The sequence below is a fragment of the Rhodococcus sp. NPDC060084 genome, from assembly GCF_042730335.1.
GTDB lineage: Bacteria > Actinomycetota > Actinomycetes > Mycobacteriales > Mycobacteriaceae > Rhodococcus.
Window position 1 is genome coordinate 24,741 of sequence record NZ_JBHWWX010000009.1, and the last position, 20,821, is coordinate 45,561.

General features: G+C 68.6%; 17 protein-coding genes. 4 read left to right on the forward strand and 13 right to left on the reverse strand.

Features of this window, described 5'->3' with window-relative positions; genetic code table 11:
* Positions 1-24 precede the first annotated feature (24 nt).
* The 5 genes from cydC to ACFWBU_RS07610 form a co-directional block, all read right to left on the reverse strand.
* Entirely contained in the window at positions 25-1,671 is a 1,647-nt protein-coding gene (cydC, locus tag ACFWBU_RS07590; protein ID WP_378527985.1) for a thiol reductant ABC exporter subunit CydC, read from the reverse strand.
* A 26-nt stretch (positions 1,672-1,697) separates the two neighbouring features.
* Entirely contained in the window at positions 1,698-3,443 is a 1,746-nt protein-coding gene (cydD, locus tag ACFWBU_RS07595) for a thiol reductant ABC exporter subunit CydD (protein WP_378527948.1), read from the reverse strand.
* Positions 3,440-4,477: a cytochrome d ubiquinol oxidase subunit II gene (gene cydB, locus ACFWBU_RS07600; protein WP_378527949.1), complete on the reverse strand. Its 1,038-nt coding sequence runs from the start codon at positions 4,475-4,477 to the stop codon at positions 3,440-3,442. The genes cydD and cydB overlap by 4 nt, the downstream gene beginning before the upstream one ends.
* A gap of 12 nt (positions 4,478-4,489) precedes the next feature.
* Entirely contained in the window at positions 4,490-5,992 is a 1,503-nt protein-coding gene (locus ACFWBU_RS07605; protein ID WP_378527950.1) for a cytochrome ubiquinol oxidase subunit I, read from the reverse strand.
* Between the two features lie 264 nt (positions 5,993-6,256).
* A complete protein-coding gene (locus ACFWBU_RS07610; protein ID WP_378527951.1) occupies positions 6,257-7,111 on the reverse strand; it encodes an aminodeoxychorismate lyase in 855 nt (284 codons plus the stop codon).
* Between the two features lie 54 nt (positions 7,112-7,165).
* Between ACFWBU_RS07610 and ACFWBU_RS07615 the strand changes: the two genes are divergently transcribed.
* The 4 genes from ACFWBU_RS07615 (at position 7,166) to ACFWBU_RS07630 (ending at position 10,289) form a co-directional block, all read left to right on the forward strand.
* Positions 7,166-8,296, forward strand: a complete 1,131-nt coding sequence (locus ACFWBU_RS07615; protein ID WP_378527952.1) for a YgfZ/GcvT domain-containing protein — start codon at positions 7,166-7,168, stop codon at positions 8,294-8,296.
* Entirely contained in the window at positions 8,293-8,949 is a 657-nt protein-coding gene (locus ACFWBU_RS07620; RefSeq protein WP_378527953.1) for an MOSC domain-containing protein, read from the forward strand. Before ACFWBU_RS07615 ends, ACFWBU_RS07620 begins: the two co-directional genes overlap by 4 nt.
* On the forward strand, positions 8,946-9,902 hold the full coding sequence (locus ACFWBU_RS07625; RefSeq protein ID WP_378527954.1) for an asparaginase: 957 nt from the start codon (positions 8,946-8,948) through the stop codon (positions 9,900-9,902). Before ACFWBU_RS07620 ends, ACFWBU_RS07625 begins: the two co-directional genes overlap by 4 nt.
* A gap of 195 nt (positions 9,903-10,097) precedes the next feature.
* Positions 10,098-10,289 (forward strand): DUF3073 domain-containing protein, encoded by a 192-nt coding sequence (locus tag ACFWBU_RS07630; protein ID WP_072701946.1) that lies wholly within the window; start codon positions 10,098-10,100, stop codon positions 10,287-10,289.
* 247 nt (positions 10,290-10,536) lie between these two features.
* Here ACFWBU_RS07630 and purM read toward each other — a convergent pair whose 3' ends face one another.
* The 8 genes from purM to ACFWBU_RS07670 form a co-directional block, all read right to left on the reverse strand.
* Positions 10,537-11,610: a phosphoribosylformylglycinamidine cyclo-ligase gene (gene purM, locus ACFWBU_RS07635; RefSeq protein ID WP_296551457.1), complete on the reverse strand. Its 1,074-nt coding sequence runs from the start codon at positions 11,608-11,610 to the stop codon at positions 10,537-10,539.
* A gap of 127 nt (positions 11,611-11,737) precedes the next feature.
* On the reverse strand, positions 11,738-13,324 hold the full coding sequence (purF, locus tag ACFWBU_RS07640; RefSeq protein ID WP_169621288.1) for an amidophosphoribosyltransferase: 1,587 nt from the start codon (positions 13,322-13,324) through the stop codon (positions 11,738-11,740).
* A gap of 112 nt (positions 13,325-13,436) precedes the next feature.
* Complete coding sequence (locus tag ACFWBU_RS07645; RefSeq protein WP_378527955.1) at positions 13,437-13,823, reverse strand: sterol carrier family protein; 387 nt, start codon at positions 13,821-13,823, stop codon at positions 13,437-13,439.
* Between the two features lie 11 nt (positions 13,824-13,834).
* Positions 13,835-14,485 carry a CPBP family intramembrane glutamic endopeptidase gene (locus tag ACFWBU_RS07650; protein WP_378527956.1) on the reverse strand — a complete coding sequence of 217 codons (651 nt, stop codon included), beginning with the start codon at positions 14,483-14,485 and terminating at the stop codon, positions 13,835-13,837.
* A complete protein-coding gene (locus ACFWBU_RS07655; RefSeq protein WP_378527957.1) occupies positions 14,482-16,257 on the reverse strand; it encodes an alpha/beta hydrolase in 1,776 nt (591 codons plus the stop codon). The genes ACFWBU_RS07650 and ACFWBU_RS07655 overlap by 4 nt, the downstream gene beginning before the upstream one ends.
* Positions 16,258-16,259: 2 nt before the next feature.
* Positions 16,260-18,539 carry a phosphoribosylformylglycinamidine synthase subunit PurL gene (gene purL / locus ACFWBU_RS07660; RefSeq protein WP_378527958.1) on the reverse strand — a complete coding sequence of 760 codons (2,280 nt, stop codon included), beginning with the start codon at positions 18,537-18,539 and terminating at the stop codon, positions 16,260-16,262.
* Between the two features lie 67 nt (positions 18,540-18,606).
* Positions 18,607-19,197: a Uma2 family endonuclease gene (locus ACFWBU_RS07665; RefSeq protein WP_169621293.1), complete on the reverse strand. Its 591-nt coding sequence runs from the start codon at positions 19,195-19,197 to the stop codon at positions 18,607-18,609.
* 97 nt (positions 19,198-19,294) lie between these two features.
* Entirely contained in the window at positions 19,295-20,593 is a 1,299-nt protein-coding gene (locus ACFWBU_RS07670) for a M18 family aminopeptidase (protein ID WP_169621294.1), read from the reverse strand.
* Positions 20,594-20,821 lie beyond the last annotated feature (228 nt).

Consider the following 20,821-nt stretch of genomic DNA (forward strand, 5'->3'; position numbering starts at 1 on the left):
TGTACCAGCGAAGGTACGCCCGGCTCACGCAGTCGGCAACGTATTTTTCTCGACGTGCATCACGACGTCGGCGGCGGTATCGGACGGCAGCTGGTGTGTCACCACCACCACGGTGCGTTCGGGGTCGACGAGACCCGCGTCCCGGTCGAGCAGGCGGCGTTGCAGACGTGCCGCATCGTCGGCGTCGAGGTGTTCCCCCGGTTCGTCGAGCAGCAGGATCCGCGCGGGCGACAGCAGTGCCCTGGCCAGCAGCAGTCGCCTGCGCTGGCCCCCGGAGAGCGCCCTCGCGCCGGATTCGAGCACGGTGTGCACGCCCTCCGGTAGCCCTGCCACCCACGGTCCGAGCCCCACCGCTTCGAGCACGGAGTACGCCTCGGTCTCGTCGACGTCACCGCGCGCGACGCGCAGATTTTCGAGGACCGACGTGCCGAAGACGTGCGCGTCCTCGGCGAAGAATCCGACACGGTGGCGCAGCGCCGCGGGCTCGAGTTCTTCCAGCGGCACACCGTCGAGCGTCACGCTGCCCGTGACCGGGCTCAGCAGCCCGGCCAGGGTCATCAACGTCGTGGTCTTGCCGCTGCCGCTCGTTCCCACCAGCGCGACGCGGGCACCGGGAGCCAGGTCGAGGGTCACAGGGTTCGTCGCGGAACCGCCGGGCCACCCGCTCCGCAGGTTGTCGGCGCGAAGCCGTCCCGGTCCGTCGACAGGGCGGTCGCCGTGCGGGACCGACCGGTCGGCGCGATCGAGCAGGTCGTTGATCCGCCGGGACGCGATCCGCGCCCGGACGAGGGTCTGCGCGGCCGCGGGCAGCACCGAGGTCGATTCGAACGCGGCGAGGGGCAGCAGGACGAGGACGCCCAGCGTCGTGGGGCTCATCGCGGCGGGACCGGAGCCGAACACCGTGATACCGATCAGCAAGGCTCCGAGGACGCTCGCTCCGACCGCGAGGGGTGCGGCCGCGTCGGCGAACGCGGACGGGACGGCGGACCTGTCGGTGGCACGCACGGCCTCGACGCCCGACGCCCGAGCGCGCCGGGACGCGCGGTCGAGTTGGCCCGAGACCCGCAGTTCCGCCGCGTGATCGAGCACGGTCACGGCGTCGTGGGCGAACCGGTTACGAGCGTCGTCGCCGTCGGTCTCCGCCTGCGTTGCGGCCCGTGCCGACAGCCACGGGGCCAGCACGCCCGCGACGAGCAGCGCGACGGCGAGCACGGCTCCGGCGGCCGGAGAGATCACCGCGAGAACGATGACGGCGGCGGACGAGAGCACGGCGGAGACGGCGATGGGGACGAGTGCCCGGACGACGACGTCTCCGAGCGCATCGACGTCGGCGCCGGTGCGTGCGAGGAGATCGCCGCGCCGCAGGCCCGCCGACGCCGCGGGGTCACCGTCGGCGAGCCGCTGATAGAGACGGGACCGGGCCGACGTCATGCCGCGCAACGCGGTCTCGTGCGTGGCGAGTCGTTCGAGATAGCGGAACAGACCGCGCGCGACGCCGAGTGCGCGCACCGCGACGACGGCGACCGTGAGGTCGAGTACCGGCGGCATCTCCCAGGCTCTGATGATCAGCCAGGCCGACAGCCCCGACAACATGAGCGCACTACCCAGGGTCGCCACGCCCGCAAGAATCGCGAGCGCGACCCGCCGTGGTTCGAGTTCGAGCAGCGCCATCGCACGGCGCAGATCCGACGATGCGGTCACGACGCACCTCCCGGGCGGACCTCGACGATGCGGTCGGCGATGGCCAGCAGACTCGGGCGGTGTGCCACGATCACGACGGTGCGGCCGTCGCGGGCGAGTGCGGTCAGGGCGTCGAGCACGGTTGTCTCGGTGTCGGGGTCGAGGTGCGCGGTGGGTTCGTCGAGCAACAACACGGGTCGCGACGACGCGAGCGTGCGCGTGAGAGCAAGCCGCTGGCGCTGTCCCAGGGACAGTCCGCTGCCTCCGGACCCGACGACCGTCTCCCATCCCTGGGGAAGCTCCGCGAGTACCGAGTCGAAACCTGTTGTCGCGCAGACTGTACCGAGGTTCGGATCGGCAGGGTCGACGCCGGTGAGCCGGAGGTTGTCGGCGAGCGTTCCCGGCAGCAGCACGGGGTGCTGCGGGAGCCATGCCACCTCGTTCCACCATGCCTCGTCGCCGGCTACGGGCCGCCCGTCGACGGTGATGTCTCCCTCCGCCACCTCGGTGAGTCCGAGGAGGGCGAGCAGCGCGGTCGACTTCCCGGAGCCGTTCTCTCCGGTCAGTACGGTGACCTCACCGGGCCGGCACTCCGCATCGAGCCGGTAGGGAGCGAACCCGTCCCGGCCCGCAACGCTGACGTTCCGAAAGACGATCTCGCGCCCAGCGGCGGAGACAGGTTCACCCGCCACCGTGGCGCGGTGCTCCGTGACCGCCGGCGCCGGTTCGTGCGCGGTGTGTTCGGGGGCGGTCCGTTCGGGAGCGACAGCCAGAATCGCAAATGCTCGATCCGCCGCGGCCGTGCCGTTCTCCGCGGCGTGGAACTTCGCACCGACGGTGCGGAGCGGGAAGTACGCCTCCGGCGCGAGGATCAACGCGATGATGCCGGCTTCGAGCGGCATCCCGCCGTAGACCAATCTCATGCCGATGGTCACGGCGACGAGCGCCACCGAGAGCGTGGCGAGGAATTCCAGAACGGTGCCGGACAGGAACGCCACGCGCAGCGCCGACATCGTGGTGCGCCGGTGGTCCTCGCCGAGTTCGCGCACCCGCGCGGCAGGTCCCTGCTCGCGGCCGAGCGCGCGAAGGGTGGGCAGACCCGCGAGCAAGTCGAGCAACTGGGACGAGAGGGTGGTCATCGCGTCGAGCGTGCGGTCCGCTTTGCCCTTGGTGAGCAGTCCGATGAGGATCATGAAGATCGGGATCAGCGGCAGCGTGACGATGATGATGATCGCCGACGTGAGGTCGTGCAGGGCGATGACGACGATCGTGACAGGCGTCAGCGTGACCGCCAGGATCAGAGCCGGCAGGTAGCCGGTGAGGTAGTCGCGCAGGCCGTCGAGCCCTCGGGTCAGTACGGTGGCGATCTCGTCGCGACGCGGATCCAGTTCTCGGGGCGGCAGGGTCGCGGCCGCGTCGAGGACCTCGCTCTCGAGTTCGGCGATGACGCGGCTCGCCGAGCGGTGCGCGTACCGGGAGTGCAGCCAGGTGGCGACCACACGCACGGCGACTGCCCCCGCGAGGACGAGCAATTCGGTGCGCCAGTCACCGAGGGTGCGGGCATCGGTGGTGATGACCCCCGCCAGCACCGTGCCGATCATCAGGGCGCTCACCACCACCATCACGACATCGACCAGCGACGTCAGAACGGTGAGGGCGAGGTACCCCCGTGCCGATGCCGAGTATCGCCACAGCCGTGGGTCGATCGGTCCCCGCCGGCGCTTCTCGGCGCCGGCGGGAACGGTGGCAGCGGCAACCGTCATTTGCTGCCGATCTTCAGACCGATGGACGGCGGGATGTGCGAGGTCGAGATCCGCTGGCGGAACACCCAGTAGGTCCACCCCTGGTAGAGCAGGACCACGGGCGTGACGGCGACGGCGGCCCACGTCATGATCTTCAGTGTGTAGGCGCTCGACGACGCGTTCTCGATGGTCAGCGACCACGCCGGATCGAGGGTGGACGGCATGACGTTCGGGAACAGTGCCGCGAACAGCAGCACGATCGTCGCCGCGATGGCCACGGTGGTGAACACGAAAGCCCAGCCCTCGCGTTCGGCGGCGACCAGCGCGACAACGGCGAGCAGTGCGGCAGCAGCGACGGCGACGAGGATCAGCGTCCAGGTCTTGCCGTAGGCGAGCTGGGTCCACACCACGAACGCCCCCGCGACCAGAACGGTCGGGACGGACAGCCGGCGCGACAGCTTCACCGCGTCGGTGCGGATGTCACCGGAGGTCTTCAGCGCGATGAACACCGCGCCGTGCAACGCGAACACCAGAGCTGTGGTGACGCCACCCAGCAGTGCGTACGGGTTGAGCAGGGCGAAGAATCCACCCACGTACTGCTTGTCGGCGTCGATCGCCACGCCGCGCACGATGTTCGCGAACGCGACGCCCCACAGCACGGCCGGAACCCAGGAGCCGAAGATGATGCCCCAGTCGCAGCGTCGCCGCCACACCGGATCGTCGATCTTGCCGCGCCACTCGATCGCGCACACCCGGACGATCAGGGCCAGGAGGATCAGCAGCAACGGAAGGTAGAACCCGGAGAACAGGGTTGCGTACCACTCCGGGAACGCGGCGAACAATGCGCCGCCGGCGGTGATCAGCCACACTTCGTTGCCGTCCCACACCGGGCCGATGGTGTTGAGCAGAACCCGGCGACGGGTGTCGGCACTCTCGGTCTTACCGCGGCCGAGCACGGGGAAATGCATACCGACACCGAAGTCGAAGCCTTCGAGGATGAAGTATCCCGTGAACAGAACCGCGATCAGGATGAACCAGACTTCTTGGAGTCCCATCAGAGATCTCTCCTAGTACGCGAAGGACAACTGCTTCGGCTTTGTGTCGTCGTCGGTGTCGTCGTCGGTGCCGGGTGGCTGCGCGTCGTGCGGCTGCGGGCCTTGCTTCGCGTACTTACGGATCAGCCAGAACCAGACCACACCCAGGGCCGCGTAGACGACGGTGAACGCGATCAGCGACGTCAGGACGGTCGCGGAGGGGTGATCGGAGACGCCCTGCTCGACGGTCAGCCGGATCATGTCCACTCCCGTGGGGTTCGGGTGCACGACCCACGGCTGACGCCCCATCTCGGTGAAGATCCATCCGGCACTGTTGGCCAGGAACGGTGTGGGAATCGCGATGAGGGAGAGTTTCGCGAACCACTTCTGGTCGGGTACGCGTCCACGCCGCGTGACCCACAAGCCCGCGAGCGCGAGTGCGGCGGAGCCGGCGGCGAGGCCGATCATCGCGCGGAAGGACCAGTAGGTGACGAACAGGTTGGGGGTGTAGTTGCCCGGGCCGAACTGCTCCTCGTACTGCGCCTGGAGGTCTTCGACACCCTGCAGCGTCACCCCCGAGAATTCACCCTGGGCGAGGTACGGCAGCACGTAGGGCATCTCGAGCACGTGGACGACGCCGTCACAGTTGTTGTGGGTGCCGAGCGTGAGAATCGAGAAGTTCGGGTCCGTTTCGGTGTTGCACAACGACTCTGCCGAGGCCATCTTCATCGGCTGCTGCTCGAACATCAGCTTCGCCTGGACGTCGCCGGTGACGAACAGGGCGACACCCGCGATGAGCATCACCACCAGGCCGAGACGCGTCACCGGGCGGAACAGTCCCCGGGCGTCGTTCTCGAGCTGCTGGGCTTCCTCCGGCTCGGACGCCCGGATCTCCTTGGCACGTCGCATGTTCCGTACCATCCACCAACCGCCGATGCCGGCGATGAACGTGGCGGCAGTGAGGAACCCACCGGCCACGGCGTGCGGATATGCCGCCAGCGCGGTGTTGTTGGTGAGCAGTTCCCAGATACTCGTCAGTTCGGCGCGACCGGTCTCGGGGTTGTAGGTGGCACCGACCGGGTGCTGCATGAACGAGTTGGCCACGATGATGAAGTACGCGGACGCGTTGACGCCGATGGCGACGAGCCAGATGGTCGCCAGGTGGACGAGTTTGGGCAGGCGCGACCAGCCGAAGATCCACAATCCGAGGAAGGTGGATTCGAGGAAGAAGGCGACCAGCCCTTCGAGGGCGAGTGGCGCTCCGAAGACGTCACCGACGAAGCGGGAGTATTCGCTCCAGTTCATGCCGAACTGGAACTCCTGCACGATGCCGGTGGCGACGCCGAGCGCGAAGTTGATCAGGAACATCTTCCCGAAGAACTTCGTCAGCCGATACCAGTGATCCTTCTTGGTGACCACCCACATCGTCTGCATGATCGCGACCAGCGGCGCGAGACCGATGGTGAGCGGGACGAGGATGAAGTGATACACCGTCGTGATCCCGAACTGCCACCGGGACAGATCCAAGACGTCCATTGCCACTCCGAGGTGAGGCCCGAATACGAGGAAGCCCGAATCCAGGGCGCGGGCCGACGCTCCGATTTCGGACACTTGGCCGCGCGAAAGCACGATTCGGCCTTGTTACTACAAAATGTAGTAGAAGTTTCGGGCCCTCGGTACCAGCCGTGTCGTTGACCACACGGGATACACCTCACACCTCGCGCAGAAGGTGGTTTTCTCCACCGAAAACCCGCACAAATGGGTCTTTCGTCGCTGGTGGAAGGGCCTTTCGGCCCTCACTCAGGATGCAGCGTCCACGGCCTTGTCGACCAGTTCCTCGACCGTGCCGGCGAGTGACCTCACCGACAGCGGGTGCCCGTCGAGCATGTGCACCCGGGCGGCGCGCGACACACTCGACACGAGCCACACTCCGTCCGCCACGATCAGGTCGGCGGGACGCAACGGCTCGTAGCGCACGGCGAAGTCGTGGTCTCCCGCAAGGTCGAACAGCGCCTGCTGCGTGGTGCCCGGCAGGATGCCCATCTCGGTGGGCGGCGTGAGAAGGGTGCGCCCCCGTGCGATCACGACCGTGGACCGCGGGCCTTCGAGCACGTACCCCTCGCTGCTCGTGTAGATCACGTCGTCGACGCCCAGCGACTCCGCGTGACGCAAAGCCGCCATGTTCGTCGCATAGGACAAGGTCTTGGCCCCGATGAGCTGCCACGGAGCGGTCCGCGCGACGTCGACGGAGTACCCGCGCTCGAGAGTCACCACCGACACACCCTCGCGCCGCGTCCGCAGCACCCGTTCCGGAACGGGAGTCAGCAGCAGGAAAGCAGTCGGAGAGCCGGCATCTTCGCGACCGCGGGTGTAGACGAGCCGGAGGACCCCCTCCCGGTCCCCGCCCCACTTCTCCACCGCGAGGTCCACGGCTGCACGCCACTCGGCCCGATCGGGTTCGGGGAGAGCGAGTGCCTCCGCGGACGACGCGAGCCGGGCAAGGTGCAGTTCCATCGCGCAGGCCCGCCCACCACGGACGAGCAGCGTCTCGAACACCCCGTCGCCGCGCAGCACTCCGATGTCATCGGCGTGCACCAGAGGAGCGTCGAGGTCCCGCACCTCGCCGTCCAGCGTCATCAGCACCCGATCAGCCATGCTTCCAGCCTAGCGAGTGGCGAACACGCGGCCACTTCCCCATAGACTGTTGTCGTGACCGAGATTCCGATCGTGTCCGAGAGCCGTCTCCTCACCGTTCCCGACGCAGTCGCGTCACCCCCTGGCACCCCCGACGAGGGCTTGGCCTGGCATTACGGTGACCCCCTCGGCGAACAACGCGCCGCGACCACCGGCGCGGCGATCGTCGACCGCTCCACGCGGTACGTCATCGCCATCTCCGGCGACGAACGCCTGTCGTGGTTGCACACCATCACGAGCCAGCACGTCGCCGCGCTGCCCCCGGGTACGTCCGCCGAGAACCTCAGCCTCGACGTGAACGGCCGGGTCGAACACCACTTCGTGCAGACCGACCTCGACGGTGTCACGTGGATCGACACCGAACCGAGCCGCGGACCGGACCTTCTCGGATTCCTGACCAAGATGGTGTTCTGGTCGAAGGCCGAACCGCGGGACGGCAACGACATGGCCGTCCTGTCCCTCCTGGGGCCCGAGGCGGGCAGCCCGGGCATCCTCGGCGTCCTCGGTCTCGGGGCCCTGCCGGCGGAGCCCTACGCGGCAGTCGCACTCCCGGGCGGCGGGTTCGTCAGACGGATGCCCTGGCCCACCGACGATTCCTACGACCTGCTGATTCCCCGTGACCGGCTCGTCGAGACGTTCACCGCCCTCGTGTCCGCCGGCGCACGCCCGGCAGGTACGTGGGCGTACGACGCGCTGCGCGTGGTCGCCATGCGGCCCCGCATCGGCATCGACACCGACGACCGCACCATCCCGCACGAGGTGCGGTGGATCGGTGGGCCCGGGGAGCACGGAGCCGTGCACCTCGACAAGGGTTGTTACCGGGGTCAAGAGACCGTGGCGCGCGTCCACAACCTCGGCAAGCCGCCACGGCACCTGGTCCTCCTGCACCTCGACGGCTCCGCGGACGGACGGCCCGAGACCGGCGACGCCGTCACGGCCGGCGGCAGGACGGTCGGGCGGATCGGCACCATCGTGGACCATTTCGAACTCGGTCCCGTCGCGCTGGCGCTCGTCAAACGCACCATCACCCCGGACACGCCGCTCGTCGCCGGTCCGTGCGCCGCGTCGATCGATCCGGACTCGATACCGCAGGACGACACCGTGCAGGCCGGAAGGCAGGCCGTCGAGCGGTTGCGCGGCCGGTGACCGCCGGCCGGGTCGAGGCGGTGTGCGTCGTGCACGCGCTCCGCGACACCGGACTGCGGCGCGTCCCGGTGACCGCCATCGACAAACGACCCGTCGACGGTGAGGTCCACGTCGGCGAGTCCGGTCTCGCCGGCGATCGCCAGTGCGACACCGCCAACCACGGCGGCCGCTACAAAGCGGTCTACGCGTACGGGGACGACGAGGCTCGCCGCTGGGCAACCGAACTCGGCCGCGACCTTCCCATCGGGTGGTTCGGCGAAAACCTCCGGGTGAGCGGCATGTCGCCGACCGACGCCGTCATCGGAGAACGCTGGCGGGTCGGAGACGGCGGCCTGCTGCTCGAGATCACCGGACCGCGCACGCCGTGCCGAACGTTCGGGAACTGGTCGGAGGAACCGCGCTGGGGCGCGCGCTTCACCGCGCGTGCGGACACCGGTGCGTACCTGAAGGTGGTCACGGAAGGATCCGTCCGGGCGGGCGACACGATCACCGTCGAGGACGTCCCCGGTCACGGCGTCACCGTGCGGGACCTGTTCACCGGCCGTGACCCGGAACGGCTCGCCGTGATGCTCGACCAGCAAGACGAACTCGCGCCGACAGTGGCGGAGAAGGCACGCCGGCGGATCGCCGGCCGGAAGGCGGAACAGCAGTGAGCGTCGAACTGGTCGAGGTGGTGCGGTCGGGCTTCCGCGAGTGCGTCCACCGCGGATCGCTGATCGTGCTCGACCCGCAGGGTGAGGTGGTGGTCTCCCTCGGCGAGGTGCACACCCCGATCTACCCCCGCTCGTCGAACAAGCCCCTCCAGGCCGTCGCGATGCTGCGGTCGGGTTTCGTGCCGCGCAGTTCTGCCGAACTCGCCATCGCCACAGCGTCACACGAGGGCGAAACCGAGCATGTCGATCTGGTCGAGAAACTCCTCACCGCCCACGGCTTCGGCGAGCAGGATCTGCAGTGCCCCGAGGATCTGCCGGGCAACGAACTGGCCCGGGCCGAGGTGCTCGCGGCGGGTCGGGCACCCCGCGCCGCGTACATGAACTGCTCCGGCAAGCACGCCGCGATGCTGGCCGTGTGCGCTGCCCGGGGCTGGGACACCGGTACCTATCTCGACCCGCACCATCCGCTGCAGGAGAGCGTCGTCGCGACCATCGCGGATCTCACCGGAGACATCGAGGACGCGGATCTCGGCATCGACGGTTGCGGCCTGCCGATCGTGCCGGTACCGCTGATCAATCTGGCGCGTGCGTACGCGCGTCTTGCCACCGCCGAGTCCGGCACACCCGAACGCGCGGTCGCCGACGCGATCCGCGAACACCCCTTCCTCATCTCGGGCACCGGCAAGGACGATCTGAGTCTGATGCGTGCCGTCCCGGGTCTGCTGTGCAAAGCCGGCGCGGACGGGGTCCACGCCGGGGCGCTCCCGGACGGAACCTCCTTCGCCTTCAAGATCGACGACGGCCACGAACGCGCCCGGCTACCGCTTTCCTCGGCCCTGCTCCACCGGCTCGGCGTCGGTGACGCGGAGGTCCTCGCGACGCTCGCCTCCCAGCCGGTTTCGGGCGGGGGGGTACGCGTCGGCACCGTTCGGGCCGTCCCGGGGGTGTTCTGAAGGGCACATTCCACGACGCGAGATCTTCATTGCCGCTGGTCGGGTCCGTTTGAGACGTAAAGGACACCGGCCCGGACAGGTGCGTGGGAGCGGAACCGACTTTTCCACGCTAAAGTGGGCCACAGGAAAATACTCAACTCACCGGGGCCGCCAAATTTCCCCAGGCCGCCCCGTCAAAGCGCGAGGGGGTTAGTCATGGGCCGCGGCCGGGCTAAGGCAAAGCAGACCAAGGTTGCACGGCAACTCAAGTACAGCTCGCCGTCCACCGACTTCGAGAACCTCCAACGAGAGTTGTCTGGCGGTGTAACCAACTCGCAGCGTGACGAGGTCTTCGCAGACCAGCGTTCCGGTTGGGACGACGATTACGACGACGATTTTCGTCGTTGACTCACCTTTCTCTCTGACGGAGGGGGCAGCCGAGAATTCGGCACCCCCTCCGTCAGTGGTGTAGTCGGCTTTTTACCGAGTGGGCCCAGCGGTGGTAACGCCGCGACGGTCCACCTTTCGGCGTAGCTACCCTCCCGCGCCGCTGTTCGTTCGGCAGGCGGGAGACACAGTCGGCCACAAGCTTTCACACGACACAGGTCCGGTCCCCCACCCATCGGGTGAGGGACCGGACCTGTGTCGTGAAGGCTCAGAAGCGCGGGTGGTCGCCCGCCAGGATCGCCCGATCGTCGGAACCGTCCTGCGCCCGGCGGACCGTACCGAGGGTCCAGCAATCGATGTGGCGGGCGGTGAGCACCGCGAGGGCGCGATCGACGTCCTCCGGAGCCACGATCGCCACCATGCCGACGCCCATGTTGAACGTCTTCTCCATCTCGGCGCGCTCGACACGGCCGCGCTGGGCGATGAGACCGAACACCGGCGCCGGGCTCCACGTGGTGCGATCGAGTTCTGCGACAAGACCCTTCGGCATCACGCGCGCGAGGTTCGCGGCGAGACCGCCACCGGTGACGTGGCAGAAGGTACGCACCTCGGTCTCGGCAGCGAGCGCGAGGCAGTCCTTGGCGTAGATGCGGGTCGGCTCGAGCAGTTCCTCACCGAGGGTGCGGCCGAACTCGTCGACGTGCGCGGTCAGGCTCATCTTGCCGATCTCGAGCAGCACCTTGCGAGCGAGCGAGTATCCGTTCGAGTGCAGGCCCGACGCGCCCATGGCGATCACGACGTCGCCGGGACGGACCCGCTCGGGGCCGAGCAGTTTGTCGGCCTCCACGACGCCCACGCCGGTCGCGGAGATGTCGTAGTCGCCGTCGGCCATCACGCCGGGGTGTTCCGCCGTCTCGCCACCGAGCAGTGCGCAACCCGCCTGGACGCAACCCTCGGCGATGCCGGCGACGATCTCGGCGACCCGCTCGGGAACGACGCGGCCCACGGCGATGTAGTCCTGCAGGAACAACGGTTCGGCGCCGCACACCACGAGGTCGTCTACGACCATCGCGACGAGGTCGAGGCCGACGGTGTCGTGCTTGTCCATCGCCTGCGCGACCGCGAGCTTGGTCCCCACGCCGTCGGTGGACGCCGCGAGCAGCGGTTCCTTGTAGTCGCGCTTGAGCGCGAAGAGGCCCGCGAACCCACCCAGACCGCCGAGCACCTCCGGGCGGGTGGCCTTCTTCGCGTGCGGCGCGAACAGTTCGATGGCACGGTCACCGGCCTCGATGTCCACGCCCGCTGCGGCGTAGGAAGCTCCGGGGGTTGTCTCCTCGGTCATGAGTTGTCGGCTCCAGCCTCGAGTTGTGTTCGATCTACTGATAAAGGGTGGCCGGTATCCGTCACGGGGCATGCAGAACGCACGCCGAACAGTGCCGACCGCGGGACTTACGGTACCCGACCAGGTTCTACGGCCGACTCAGAACGTCTGCGTTGGCGTTCTCGAGGACCGTCGGGGTCGGGGAATCCGTGTCGACGACGCCGTCGAGCGAGTCCTTGACGACCGCATGCCCGTTGGGAAGCGGGATGGGGTAATGGCCGTCGAAACACGCAGCGCACAACCGGGTTGCGGGCTGCTCGGTAGCGCCGATCATTCCGTCGATCGAGATGTAGCCGAGCGAGTCGGCTCCGATCGAGCGTCGCACCATCTCGACCATCAGGTCGTAATCGTGCTCGTCGTCGTTGTCGCGATCGCGGGTACCGGCACCGTTCGCGATGAGTTCGGCCGGCGACGCGAAGTCGATCCCGTAGAAGCACGGCCACTTCACCGGCGGCGACGCGATCCGGACGTGAATCTCGAGGGCTCCCGCCTCGCGAAGCATGCGGATGAGGGCGCGCTGGGTGTTGCCCCGCACGATCGAATCGTCGACGACGACGAGCCGCTTGCCACGGATGACCTCACGCAGCGGGTTGAGCTTGAGCCGGATCCCGAGCTGGCGGATCGTCTGGCTCGGCTGGATGAAGGTGCGGCCCACGTAGGCGTTCTTCATCAGGCCCTGGCCGTACGGCAGGCCGGATCCCTGCGCGTACCCGACTGCTGCGGGCGTACCCGATTCGGGAACCGGGATGACGAGGTCACCGTCGACCGGGTGCTCCTTGGCCAGCCGACGACCGATCTCGACGCGCGTCGCGTGGACGGACCGGCCGGCGATGGTGGAGTCCGGGCGGGCGAGATACACGTATTCGAACACGCAGCCCTTGGGCTCGGGAGCGGCGAACCGCGACGAGCGCACGCCGTTCGCATCGATCGCGAGAAGCTCACCGGGCTCGATGTCGCGGACGAACGATGCGCCCACGATGTCGAGGGCCGCTGTCTCGCTCGCGACCACCCAGCCACGATCGAGGCGACCCAGGCACAACGGCCGGATTCCCCACGGATCGCGCGCCGCGTAGAGGGTGTGTTCATCCATGAAGGTCAGGCAGAAGGCGCCCTGGAGGGTCGGCAGCAACTGCATGGCCGCTTCTTCGATGGTGCTGTCCCGTGCACCGTGCGCCAGCAGTGCCCCGACGGTGTCGGAGTCCGAGTTCGCTGCGCCGGGACGCTTCGGGTCGAGCACGCCGAGCCGGCGGCCACGTTCGGCCAGAGCCGCGGTGTTCACGAGGTTGCCGTTGTGGCCCAGGGCGACCCCGGAACCGGACGCGGTGGTCCGGAAGATGGGCTGCGCGTTCTCCCACGTCGTCGAACCCGTGGTCGAGTAGCGGCAGTGGCCGATCGCGATGTGGCCGGGCATCGCGGCGAGCGTCTGCTCGTCGAAGACCTGGCTGACAAGACCGAGGTCCTTGAACACGAGGACCTGCGAGCCGTCGGCGACGGCGATGCCCGCCGCCTCCTGGCCGCGGTGTTGTAGAGCATAGAGGCCGTAATAAGTGAGCTTGGCCACGTCTTCGCCAGGAGCCCACACTCCGAAGACGCCGCACTCCTCGCGCGGTTCGTTCTCGGGTTCGTCGGAGGCGAGAAGATTACGTGTGTGAACCGACAGATCGGCACTGGTCACGGAGGTGCTCCCTGAGGCTGGACAAGGGCGGGGCGGTTTCATTCTACGGGCCACGGGCCGGGACTCCGACCGTCGTCCCCGCTCGGGCGGTGCGGACCGCGCAATTCGGGCATCACAAGCGGAGCAGCGGAAGCCAGTGCGCGATCTCGCCGGCCCGGCTTCCCGAGGCGTCGATCGACCCTACGGCGACCGCCTCGTCGAACGTGAGCCGGCCCACCGCCAGACGTAACCAGGTGAGTGCGTCGGTCTCGACGACGTTGGGAGGCGTCCCTCGCGTGTGCCGGGGGCCTTCGACGCATTGCACCGCGACGAACGGCGGCACCCGCACCTCGACGCTGGAGCCGGGTGCGATCCGTTCGAGGGTTCGTGCGCTGAGCCGCACCGCGGCCGCCAGATCGGCGCGGGCCGGCCTGTCGTCGCTGCGTCCCGAGACCCACGGCTCGACGCGGTCGAGTGCGGCTCTCAGCTCGGCGGGATCGACAGTTCTACGTGGTGCCATGTTCCCGAAGCCTAATCCCGGCGCACGTGTGTGCCTTTCGCTGCCCGGACTGTAGCGATCCGGACTGCGACAGCCCCGCCCACATTGACGGCCAGATGCGCGAGCGCAGGAGCCAGGATGCTGCCGCTGCGTACACGCAACCACGCGAACACCAGACCCGACAGCGCGGTGACGAGCACCGTGCCGGCAACGCTGTCGCCTTCGATCCTGGCCGGGCGGATGTGCCAGAGGCCGAAGACGAGGGCCTGTGGGACAGGACCGACCAGGGCCGTCAAGGCGCTGCGGAACAGCAACTCCTCCGCGACCACCGTGCCGACCGGTATGTGCAGCCCGATCCACTCGTAGAAGTCCGGACGGTATGCGCGACCCTCGTCGACGAAGTGCGCGCGCAGTCCGGGCACCGTCACCGCGACGACGTACCCCGCCGCGACCGCCGTCGCCGCGCCACCACCCCACCGCACACCGTCCCGGGTGCGGGCGGGATCGAATCCGAGAGCGGATACAGACACTCCGGACGCACGAGTCGCCAGGACCGCGCTCACTCCCGCCGCGGCGGCGAGCAACCCTCGACCCCGAGGGCCCGACCGGACTGCGGGCAGGGCCGCACCGAGCGCGAGCGTCGCGGCGGACGCGACCACCCCTCGCCATGACCCCGGCGTCACTTCTCCGGCCCCTGCACGCCCCGCAACTGCTCGAGTGCGGTGCGGGCTCGTTCGGTGTCGTCGGCGGTCCATCCGTCCGGCCGCGCAATCGCCAGCCAGCCGTCGAGCACCGCGGTGCCGTAGTTGTGGCCGTGCCCGTCCGGCACCCCGGCCGCGTTCGTCAGATCGGCGGACACCTGCCAGAACGTCACGAACGGGAACCACCGCATCTGCGGCAGCCGGTCGTGCCCCGGTGGTTCCGCGAGCCAGTCGGGTCGGCTGAATATCAGGTTGGGAGACCACCACACCACCGGATCGGAGGTGTGCTGGATGTAGAGCACGCGCGGCGCCAGCCACGCCGCGTCGGGTTCGGGAACGGATTCGCTTCCGCCGGCGAATCGCACGACGAGTCCGTCCGCGTACACCGGCAACACCTCGGGTGTGCCGGGATCTCGTCTCTCGACGATCTGCCGCCACAATCGGTTCGAGTTCGGTGGACCGACCCACAGGACCCCGTCGACACTCGAGCGGATCTCGCCGATGCTGTCGAACGCTCCCTCGCCGGACTGGGTGCCGAGGCTCTCGCCGTAGATGTACAGCTTCGGGCGGTCGTCCTCCGGCAGCTGCGTCCAGCGCTCTCGTACTCGGTCGATGAGCATCTCGCCCGCCGCGGCGGCCTTCTCGCGGTCGGCGAGGAACGAGATCCAGCTCGGCAGGTACGAGTACTGCCACGCCACCATCGCGAGGTCGCCGTTGTGGACGAGTTCCATCGCCTGCGCAGCTGTCGGATTGACCCACCCGGTACCGGTGGTCGGGATCAGCGCGAGCACCGACCGGTCGAACGCGCCGGTGCGTTCGAGTTCGGCGACAACGAGATCCGCACGTTCTTCGGGGGTGTCTGCGGAGTCGAGCCCGACGTACACCCGGATCGGGTCCTGCGCGGGGACGCCGCTGATGGCGCTCAGCTCGCCGGCGTCGAGGCCGCGCGAGACGAAATCTCTGCCCTGGAACCCGAGGGATTCCCAGGGTGCATGCGAATCGGGGCTGCCCGACTTCGTGGGCTCGGCCGGCTGGAGAGTTCCCTCACGGGTCGTGTCGTCGTGCAGACTGAACGCTTGATTGGTGAAAAAGTATGCGCCGCGCAGCAATACTCCGTCGATGAGCATGAACGTGGCGAGCACGACGACGAGCACACCGAGCGTCCGGGCCAGCCCGAGCGGCACGCGGGCACGGCGGATCAGTTGCCCGGCTACCCAGCGGCCGATGTCGTGCAGGGCGCGCCAGAGTCCGATCAGACCGGCGGAGACTCCGAGGCTGAGCAGGATGGTGCGCAGATATCCGCTGGTGGTGGTCCGTTCCGACCCCATGAGCGCGGCGAGCTGACGCTGGTCGTCGGCGGCGAGAACGAGTGCGACGAGAGCCGCGACGACTCCCGCGACCGGTATCGCGACCTTGAACGCCCGGACGACGGGCAGCGGCGGCGGCCACCACCGCCTGCCGGACAGCAGGAAGCGGTGGACGGCCCACCCGACCGCGCACCCGACGCCGTAGCCGATGGCGGCGTTGATGCCGCCGACGATGCCCTGGAACAACCAGTCCCGGGGCAGCAGCGACGGCGTCAACGACCAGCAGAAGAACAGTGAAGCGAAGGCGATGCCGGTGAAGTCCAGGCTCAACCGTCCCCACACCCGCGCGGGCAGAGGATAGCGGTCACCGAAGTCGCTGACCGCCGCGACGATTCGGCCCCGTCGGGCCGCGATCGCCGCCAGGCGATCGACCTGGCTCGCCGGCACGGCTACCCGAACAGAGCCGGGAGGGTGCCTTCCCACACCTCTCGAAGTTCGTCCATCGGAATCGAGAACTGATCTTGGACCTCGATGGAGTCGGAGCCCTCGTCGACGACACCGATACGCACCCACGGCATGTTGCGTGCGGTGCACATCCCGGTGAACCGGGATTCCTCCGTGCGAGGCACTGCGACGAGCACCCGTCCGGCGGATTCGGAGAACAGCGTGACGAACGGGTCTGCGCCCTCGGGCAGCAGGATCCGGCAACCGGTCTCGCCTGCGAGCGCCGCCTCGACGACGGCCTGCGCGAGACCGCCCTCGGACAGGTCGTGGGCAGCCGAGATCAGTCCGTCACGCGAACCGGCGAGCAGGATCTCCGACAGCAACCGCTCCCGTTCGAGATCGACCTTCGGGGGCACGCCGCCGAGATGGTCGTGCTCGACCTGCGCCCAGATGGACCCGTCGAACTCGTCGCGGGTCTCCCCCAGCAGGATCAGCGTCTCCCCGGGTTCGAGACCGAGCCCGGTGGGAATGCGGCGATGCACGTCGTCGATCACGCCGAGCACAGCCACGACCGGCGTCGGCAGGATGGGCGTCGAGCCCGTCTGGTTGTAGAAGCTGACGTTGCCGCCGGTGACGGGGATTCCGAGTTGCGCGCAGCCGTCGGCGAGACCGCGCACGGCCTGCTGGAACTGCCACATCACGGCCGGGTCCTCCGGCGAACCGAAGTTGAGGCAGTTCGACACGGCCTTCGGGGTCGCACCGGTGGTGGCGACATTGCGGTAGGCCTCGGCGAGTGCGAGTTGCGCGCCCGTGTACGGATCGAGCTGGGTGTAGCGGCCCGACGCGTCGGTGGCCAGCGCGATGCCGCGGCCGGTCTCCTCGTCGATCCGGATGACACCGGCGTCGGCGTTCTCGGCGAGCACGGTGTTGCCACGCACGTAGCGGTCGTACTGCTCGGTGATCCACTTGCGGCTGCACAGCGCGGGTGATGCGAGCATCTTGCGCAGCGTGGCCTCGAGTTCGGCGGCCGTCTCCGGACGCTTCAGCCCGGCGGTGGTGTTCGCCACCAGCGCGTCCTGGCTTTCGGGGCGCTGCACGGGACGCTCGTAGACCGGGCCCTCGTGGGCGACGGTGCGCGGGGGCACGTCGACCACGGTTTCACCGTGCCAGTCGATGACGAGGCGATCTCCGTCGGTGACCTCGCCGATCACGGTTGCGAGCACGTCCCACTTCTTGCAGACCGCCATGAAGGCGTCGACGTTCTCGGGAGCGACCACCGCACACATGCGTTCCTGCGACTCGGACGAGAGCACCTCGGCCGGGGTCATGCCGGTCGCGCGCATCGGGACGCGCTCGAGGGAGATGTGCATTCCCCCGTCACCGGCCGCGGCGAGTTCGGATGTCGCGCAGGACAGTCCGGCACCGCCGAGATCCTGGATGCCGACGACGAGCTTCTCCCGGTACAGGTCGAGGCAGCACTCGATGAGCACCTTCTCGGTGAACGGGTCGCCGACCTGCACGCTCGGCAGCTTCTTGGGCCGGCCGCCCGCGCTGTCGTCGAAGGTCTCGGACGCGAGAACGGAGACGCCGCCGATGCCGTCGAGGCCGGTGCGGGCTCCGAACAGAATGATCTTGTTGCCGGTTCCGGACGCGAACGCCAGGTGGAGGTCTTCGACGCGCATCGCGCCCGCGCAGAGCGCGTTGACGAGCGGGTTGCCCTGGTACGAGGCGTCGAACACGGTTTCGCCACCGACATTGGGCAGACCCAGCGAATTGCCGTATCCGCCGACACCGCGCACGACACCGTCGACGACGCGCCGCGTGTCGGGGTGGCTCGGGTCGCCGAAGCGGAGCTGGTCCATGACCGCGATCGGCCGGGCTCCCATCGCCATGATGTCGCGGACGATGCCGCCGACACCGGTCGCGGCGCCCTGATAGGGCTCGACGTACGACGGGTGGTTGTGGGATTCGACCTTGAAGGTGACGGCCCAGCCGTCGCCGATGTCGACGACGCCGGCGTTCTCGCCGATGCCGGCGAGCATCGAGGCACGCATCTCGTCGGTGGTGGTCTCGCCGAAGTACTTCAGGTGCACCTTGGACGATTTGTACGAGCAGTGCTCGGACCACATGATCGAGTACATGGCGAGTTCGGCGTCCGTGGGGCGGCGCCCCAGGATTTCCTTGATGCGCGCGTACTCGTCGTCCTTGAGTCCCAGCTCCCGGAAGGGCTGAGCGACATCAGGAGATTCGGCGGCGTGGGTGACGGTATCCACGTGCGGTGACACTGGGCGTCGGGTCCCTTCACTCTGGGATCGAAAACAGCAGGCCGGGCGGGCACTGCCGGGAGCCAGTCTATCGGGGCGAGGGCTCGGCAGGCGTCACCGGTGCGGGGGCAAGGCCGGGAAGCTCGAGGGTGACGTCATGACCCACCGCTTTCAGGACGGTCGTGCCGGTGTGCTCGCCGTCGTAGCGGTACCAGCCGTCTTCGAGGGTGAACACCGCGACCACCGGCGGTCCGTCGAGATCGATGATCCAGTACTGCGGCACGCCTGCCTCGGCGTATTCGGAGAACTTGGTGACCCGGTCGGTGCGGGCGGTGCCCGGCACGGTGATCTCCGCCACGAGCCGCACCTCGGTGATCGGAGCGCGATCGGGGTCGGCGTCGACGAGCGTCCGGTCCACGACGATCACATCGGGCACCCGCACCGTCAGCGGGTTCTCCGACACCAGCACCTCGACGCCGCCGAGCACGCACAGGTCGTCGGGCAACTGGCGGTCCAGTTGCATCGCAAGGACCATCTCGGCGTGATCGTGTGCGGCGCCCGGTGCCGGTGCGACGACGAGAACGCCCTCGCACACCTCGACGTGATGGTTCTCGTGGTCCGGGAGCGCAACCCACTCGTCGAGGGTCAGCAGGTGATCGGGATAGGACGGGCTGCTCACGCCAACACTCCCGTTCATTGCGGGCCGGACAGGACCACCTCAGTCTGTCACCGGAGTGCGCAGCGGTCTCGGGAACCGCCGGTCTCGGAGATCCGGCTCAGATCGCGGGCGTCAGGAACGCAGCGAGAGCATCGGCGTAGCTCGCGACGTCGGCGGCTCCCATGAGTTCGCGGGCCGAGTGCATCGCGAGCTGGGGCGCCCCCACATCGACGGTGGTCAGTCCCGTGCGCGATGCCGTGATCGGACCGATCGTCGAGCCACACGGCAGATCGGCTCGGTGCACGTATCGCTGCAACGGCACGCCGGCCTGCTCACAGGCGAGCGCGAACGCTGCCGCCCCGGCGGCGTCGGTCGCGTAGCGGAGGTTCTGGTTGACCTTGAGCACCGGGCCGCCGCCGACCAGGATCCGGTGGGCGGGTTCATGACGCTCCGCGTAGTTGGGGTGGGTCGCGTGGGCCATGTCCCCCGACGCGACGACCGACCCCGCCAGGGCCCGGAGGTAATCCTCGCGGCCGCCGCCGCGCACCAGCGCGATGCGTTCGAGGACGGTGGTGAGCAGGTCGGAGAACGCACCCCGGTCGGACATACTGCCGACCTCTTCGTGGTCGAACAGGGCGAGCAGCGGCACCGGGCCGGCGTGAGTCGCCACGTGATCGGCGGCGTGCAGCATCGCCTGCAGCCCGGTGTAGCAGGTGACCTGGTTGTCCAGGCGCGGTGCGCTGACCAGTTCACCGTCGGCGCCGACCAGGGAACTCGGCGCCAGATCGTGGGTCATCAGTTCCCATCCGAGCACGTCCCGGGCGTCGACCCCGGCCTGCCCGGCGACATACGCCAGGAACGAGCGGGGTTCGCTGCCGATGCCCCACACGCCGTTGAGATGCCGCTGCGGGTCCAGTTGGACGCCTTTGCGGTCTTCGGACAGATGGATCGCCAGCTGCGGAACACGCAGTACGGGAAGGTCGACGCGCACGAGCACGTCGGTGGAACCGGATCCCGAGCGCACCGTCAGCCGCCCGGACACACCGAGGTCGCGGTCGAGCCAGGAATTGAGCCAGGCTCCGCCGTACGGCTCGAGTCCGACGAGCCGCCACCCGGCGGACGCGAGGTCGGGATGCTGTTTCACCCGCAGGTTGGGGCTGTCGGTATGCCCGCCGACGATGCGGAAGGGCCGCGCCGGATCGGTGTCGTCGCCTTCGGTGCTCCACGCGACGAGCGATCCGCCGCGGACCAGGAAGTACCGTCCCGGCTCACTCGGCCAACGCTGCGACTCGTCGAGTTCGGTGAAGCCCGCGTCGTTCAGCGCGGCCGCGACGGTCGCGCACACGTGGAACGGCGACGGCGACATGTCGACGAAGTTGCACAGTCCCGGGGCATCCGCTTGCGTCATCGAAGGCATGTCTGCATCCTCGCACTTCCGGATCCTCCGACCGGATACCCCTGACGCGAGAGACCCCGCCGGGAGCTCGGATGACGGCGTCGAAGCCGCTTTGGGGACAAATCGGCGACGAGTTGTCAGGACAAACCGGGGCGAGCCGGGCACACTGGTGGTCGGTGCCTCCATCGAACGAAACGGGGGCGCCGGCCCGGGACCCGATCGGGGGGTTGAGCTCCGGGTTTCACGGAC

What these genes read in the sequence shown, in the direction of transcription:
- cydC (WP_378527985.1), bottom strand. Translation starts at nt 1,671, where the DNA reads ATGGCGCTGCTCGAACTCGAACCACGGCGGGTCGCGCTCGCGATTCTT.
- cydD (WP_378527948.1), bottom strand. Translation starts at nt 3,443, where the DNA reads ATGACGGTTGCCGCTGCCACCGTTCCCGCCGGCGCCGAGAAGCGCCGG.
- cydB (WP_378527949.1), bottom strand. Translation starts at nt 4,477, where the DNA reads ATGGGACTCCAAGAAGTCTGGTTCATCCTGATCGCGGTTCTGTTCACG.
- ACFWBU_RS07605 (WP_378527950.1), bottom strand. Translation starts at nt 5,992, where the DNA reads ATGGACGTCTTGGATCTGTCCCGGTGGCAGTTCGGGATCACGACGGTG.
- ACFWBU_RS07610 (WP_378527951.1), bottom strand. Translation starts at nt 7,111, where the DNA reads ATGGCTGATCGGGTGCTGATGACGCTGGACGGCGAGGTGCGGGACCTC.
- ACFWBU_RS07630 (WP_072701946.1), top strand. Translation starts at nt 10,098, where the DNA reads ATGGGCCGCGGCCGGGCTAAGGCAAAGCAGACCAAGGTTGCACGGCAA.
- purM (WP_296551457.1), bottom strand. Translation starts at nt 11,610, where the DNA reads ATGACCGAGGAGACAACCCCCGGAGCTTCCTACGCCGCAGCGGGCGTG.
- ACFWBU_RS07645 (WP_378527955.1), bottom strand. Translation starts at nt 13,823, where the DNA reads ATGGCACCACGTAGAACTGTCGATCCCGCCGAGCTGAGAGCCGCACTC.
- ACFWBU_RS07670 (WP_169621294.1), bottom strand. Translation starts at nt 20,593, where the DNA reads ATGCCTTCGATGACGCAAGCGGATGCCCCGGGACTGTGCAACTTCGTC.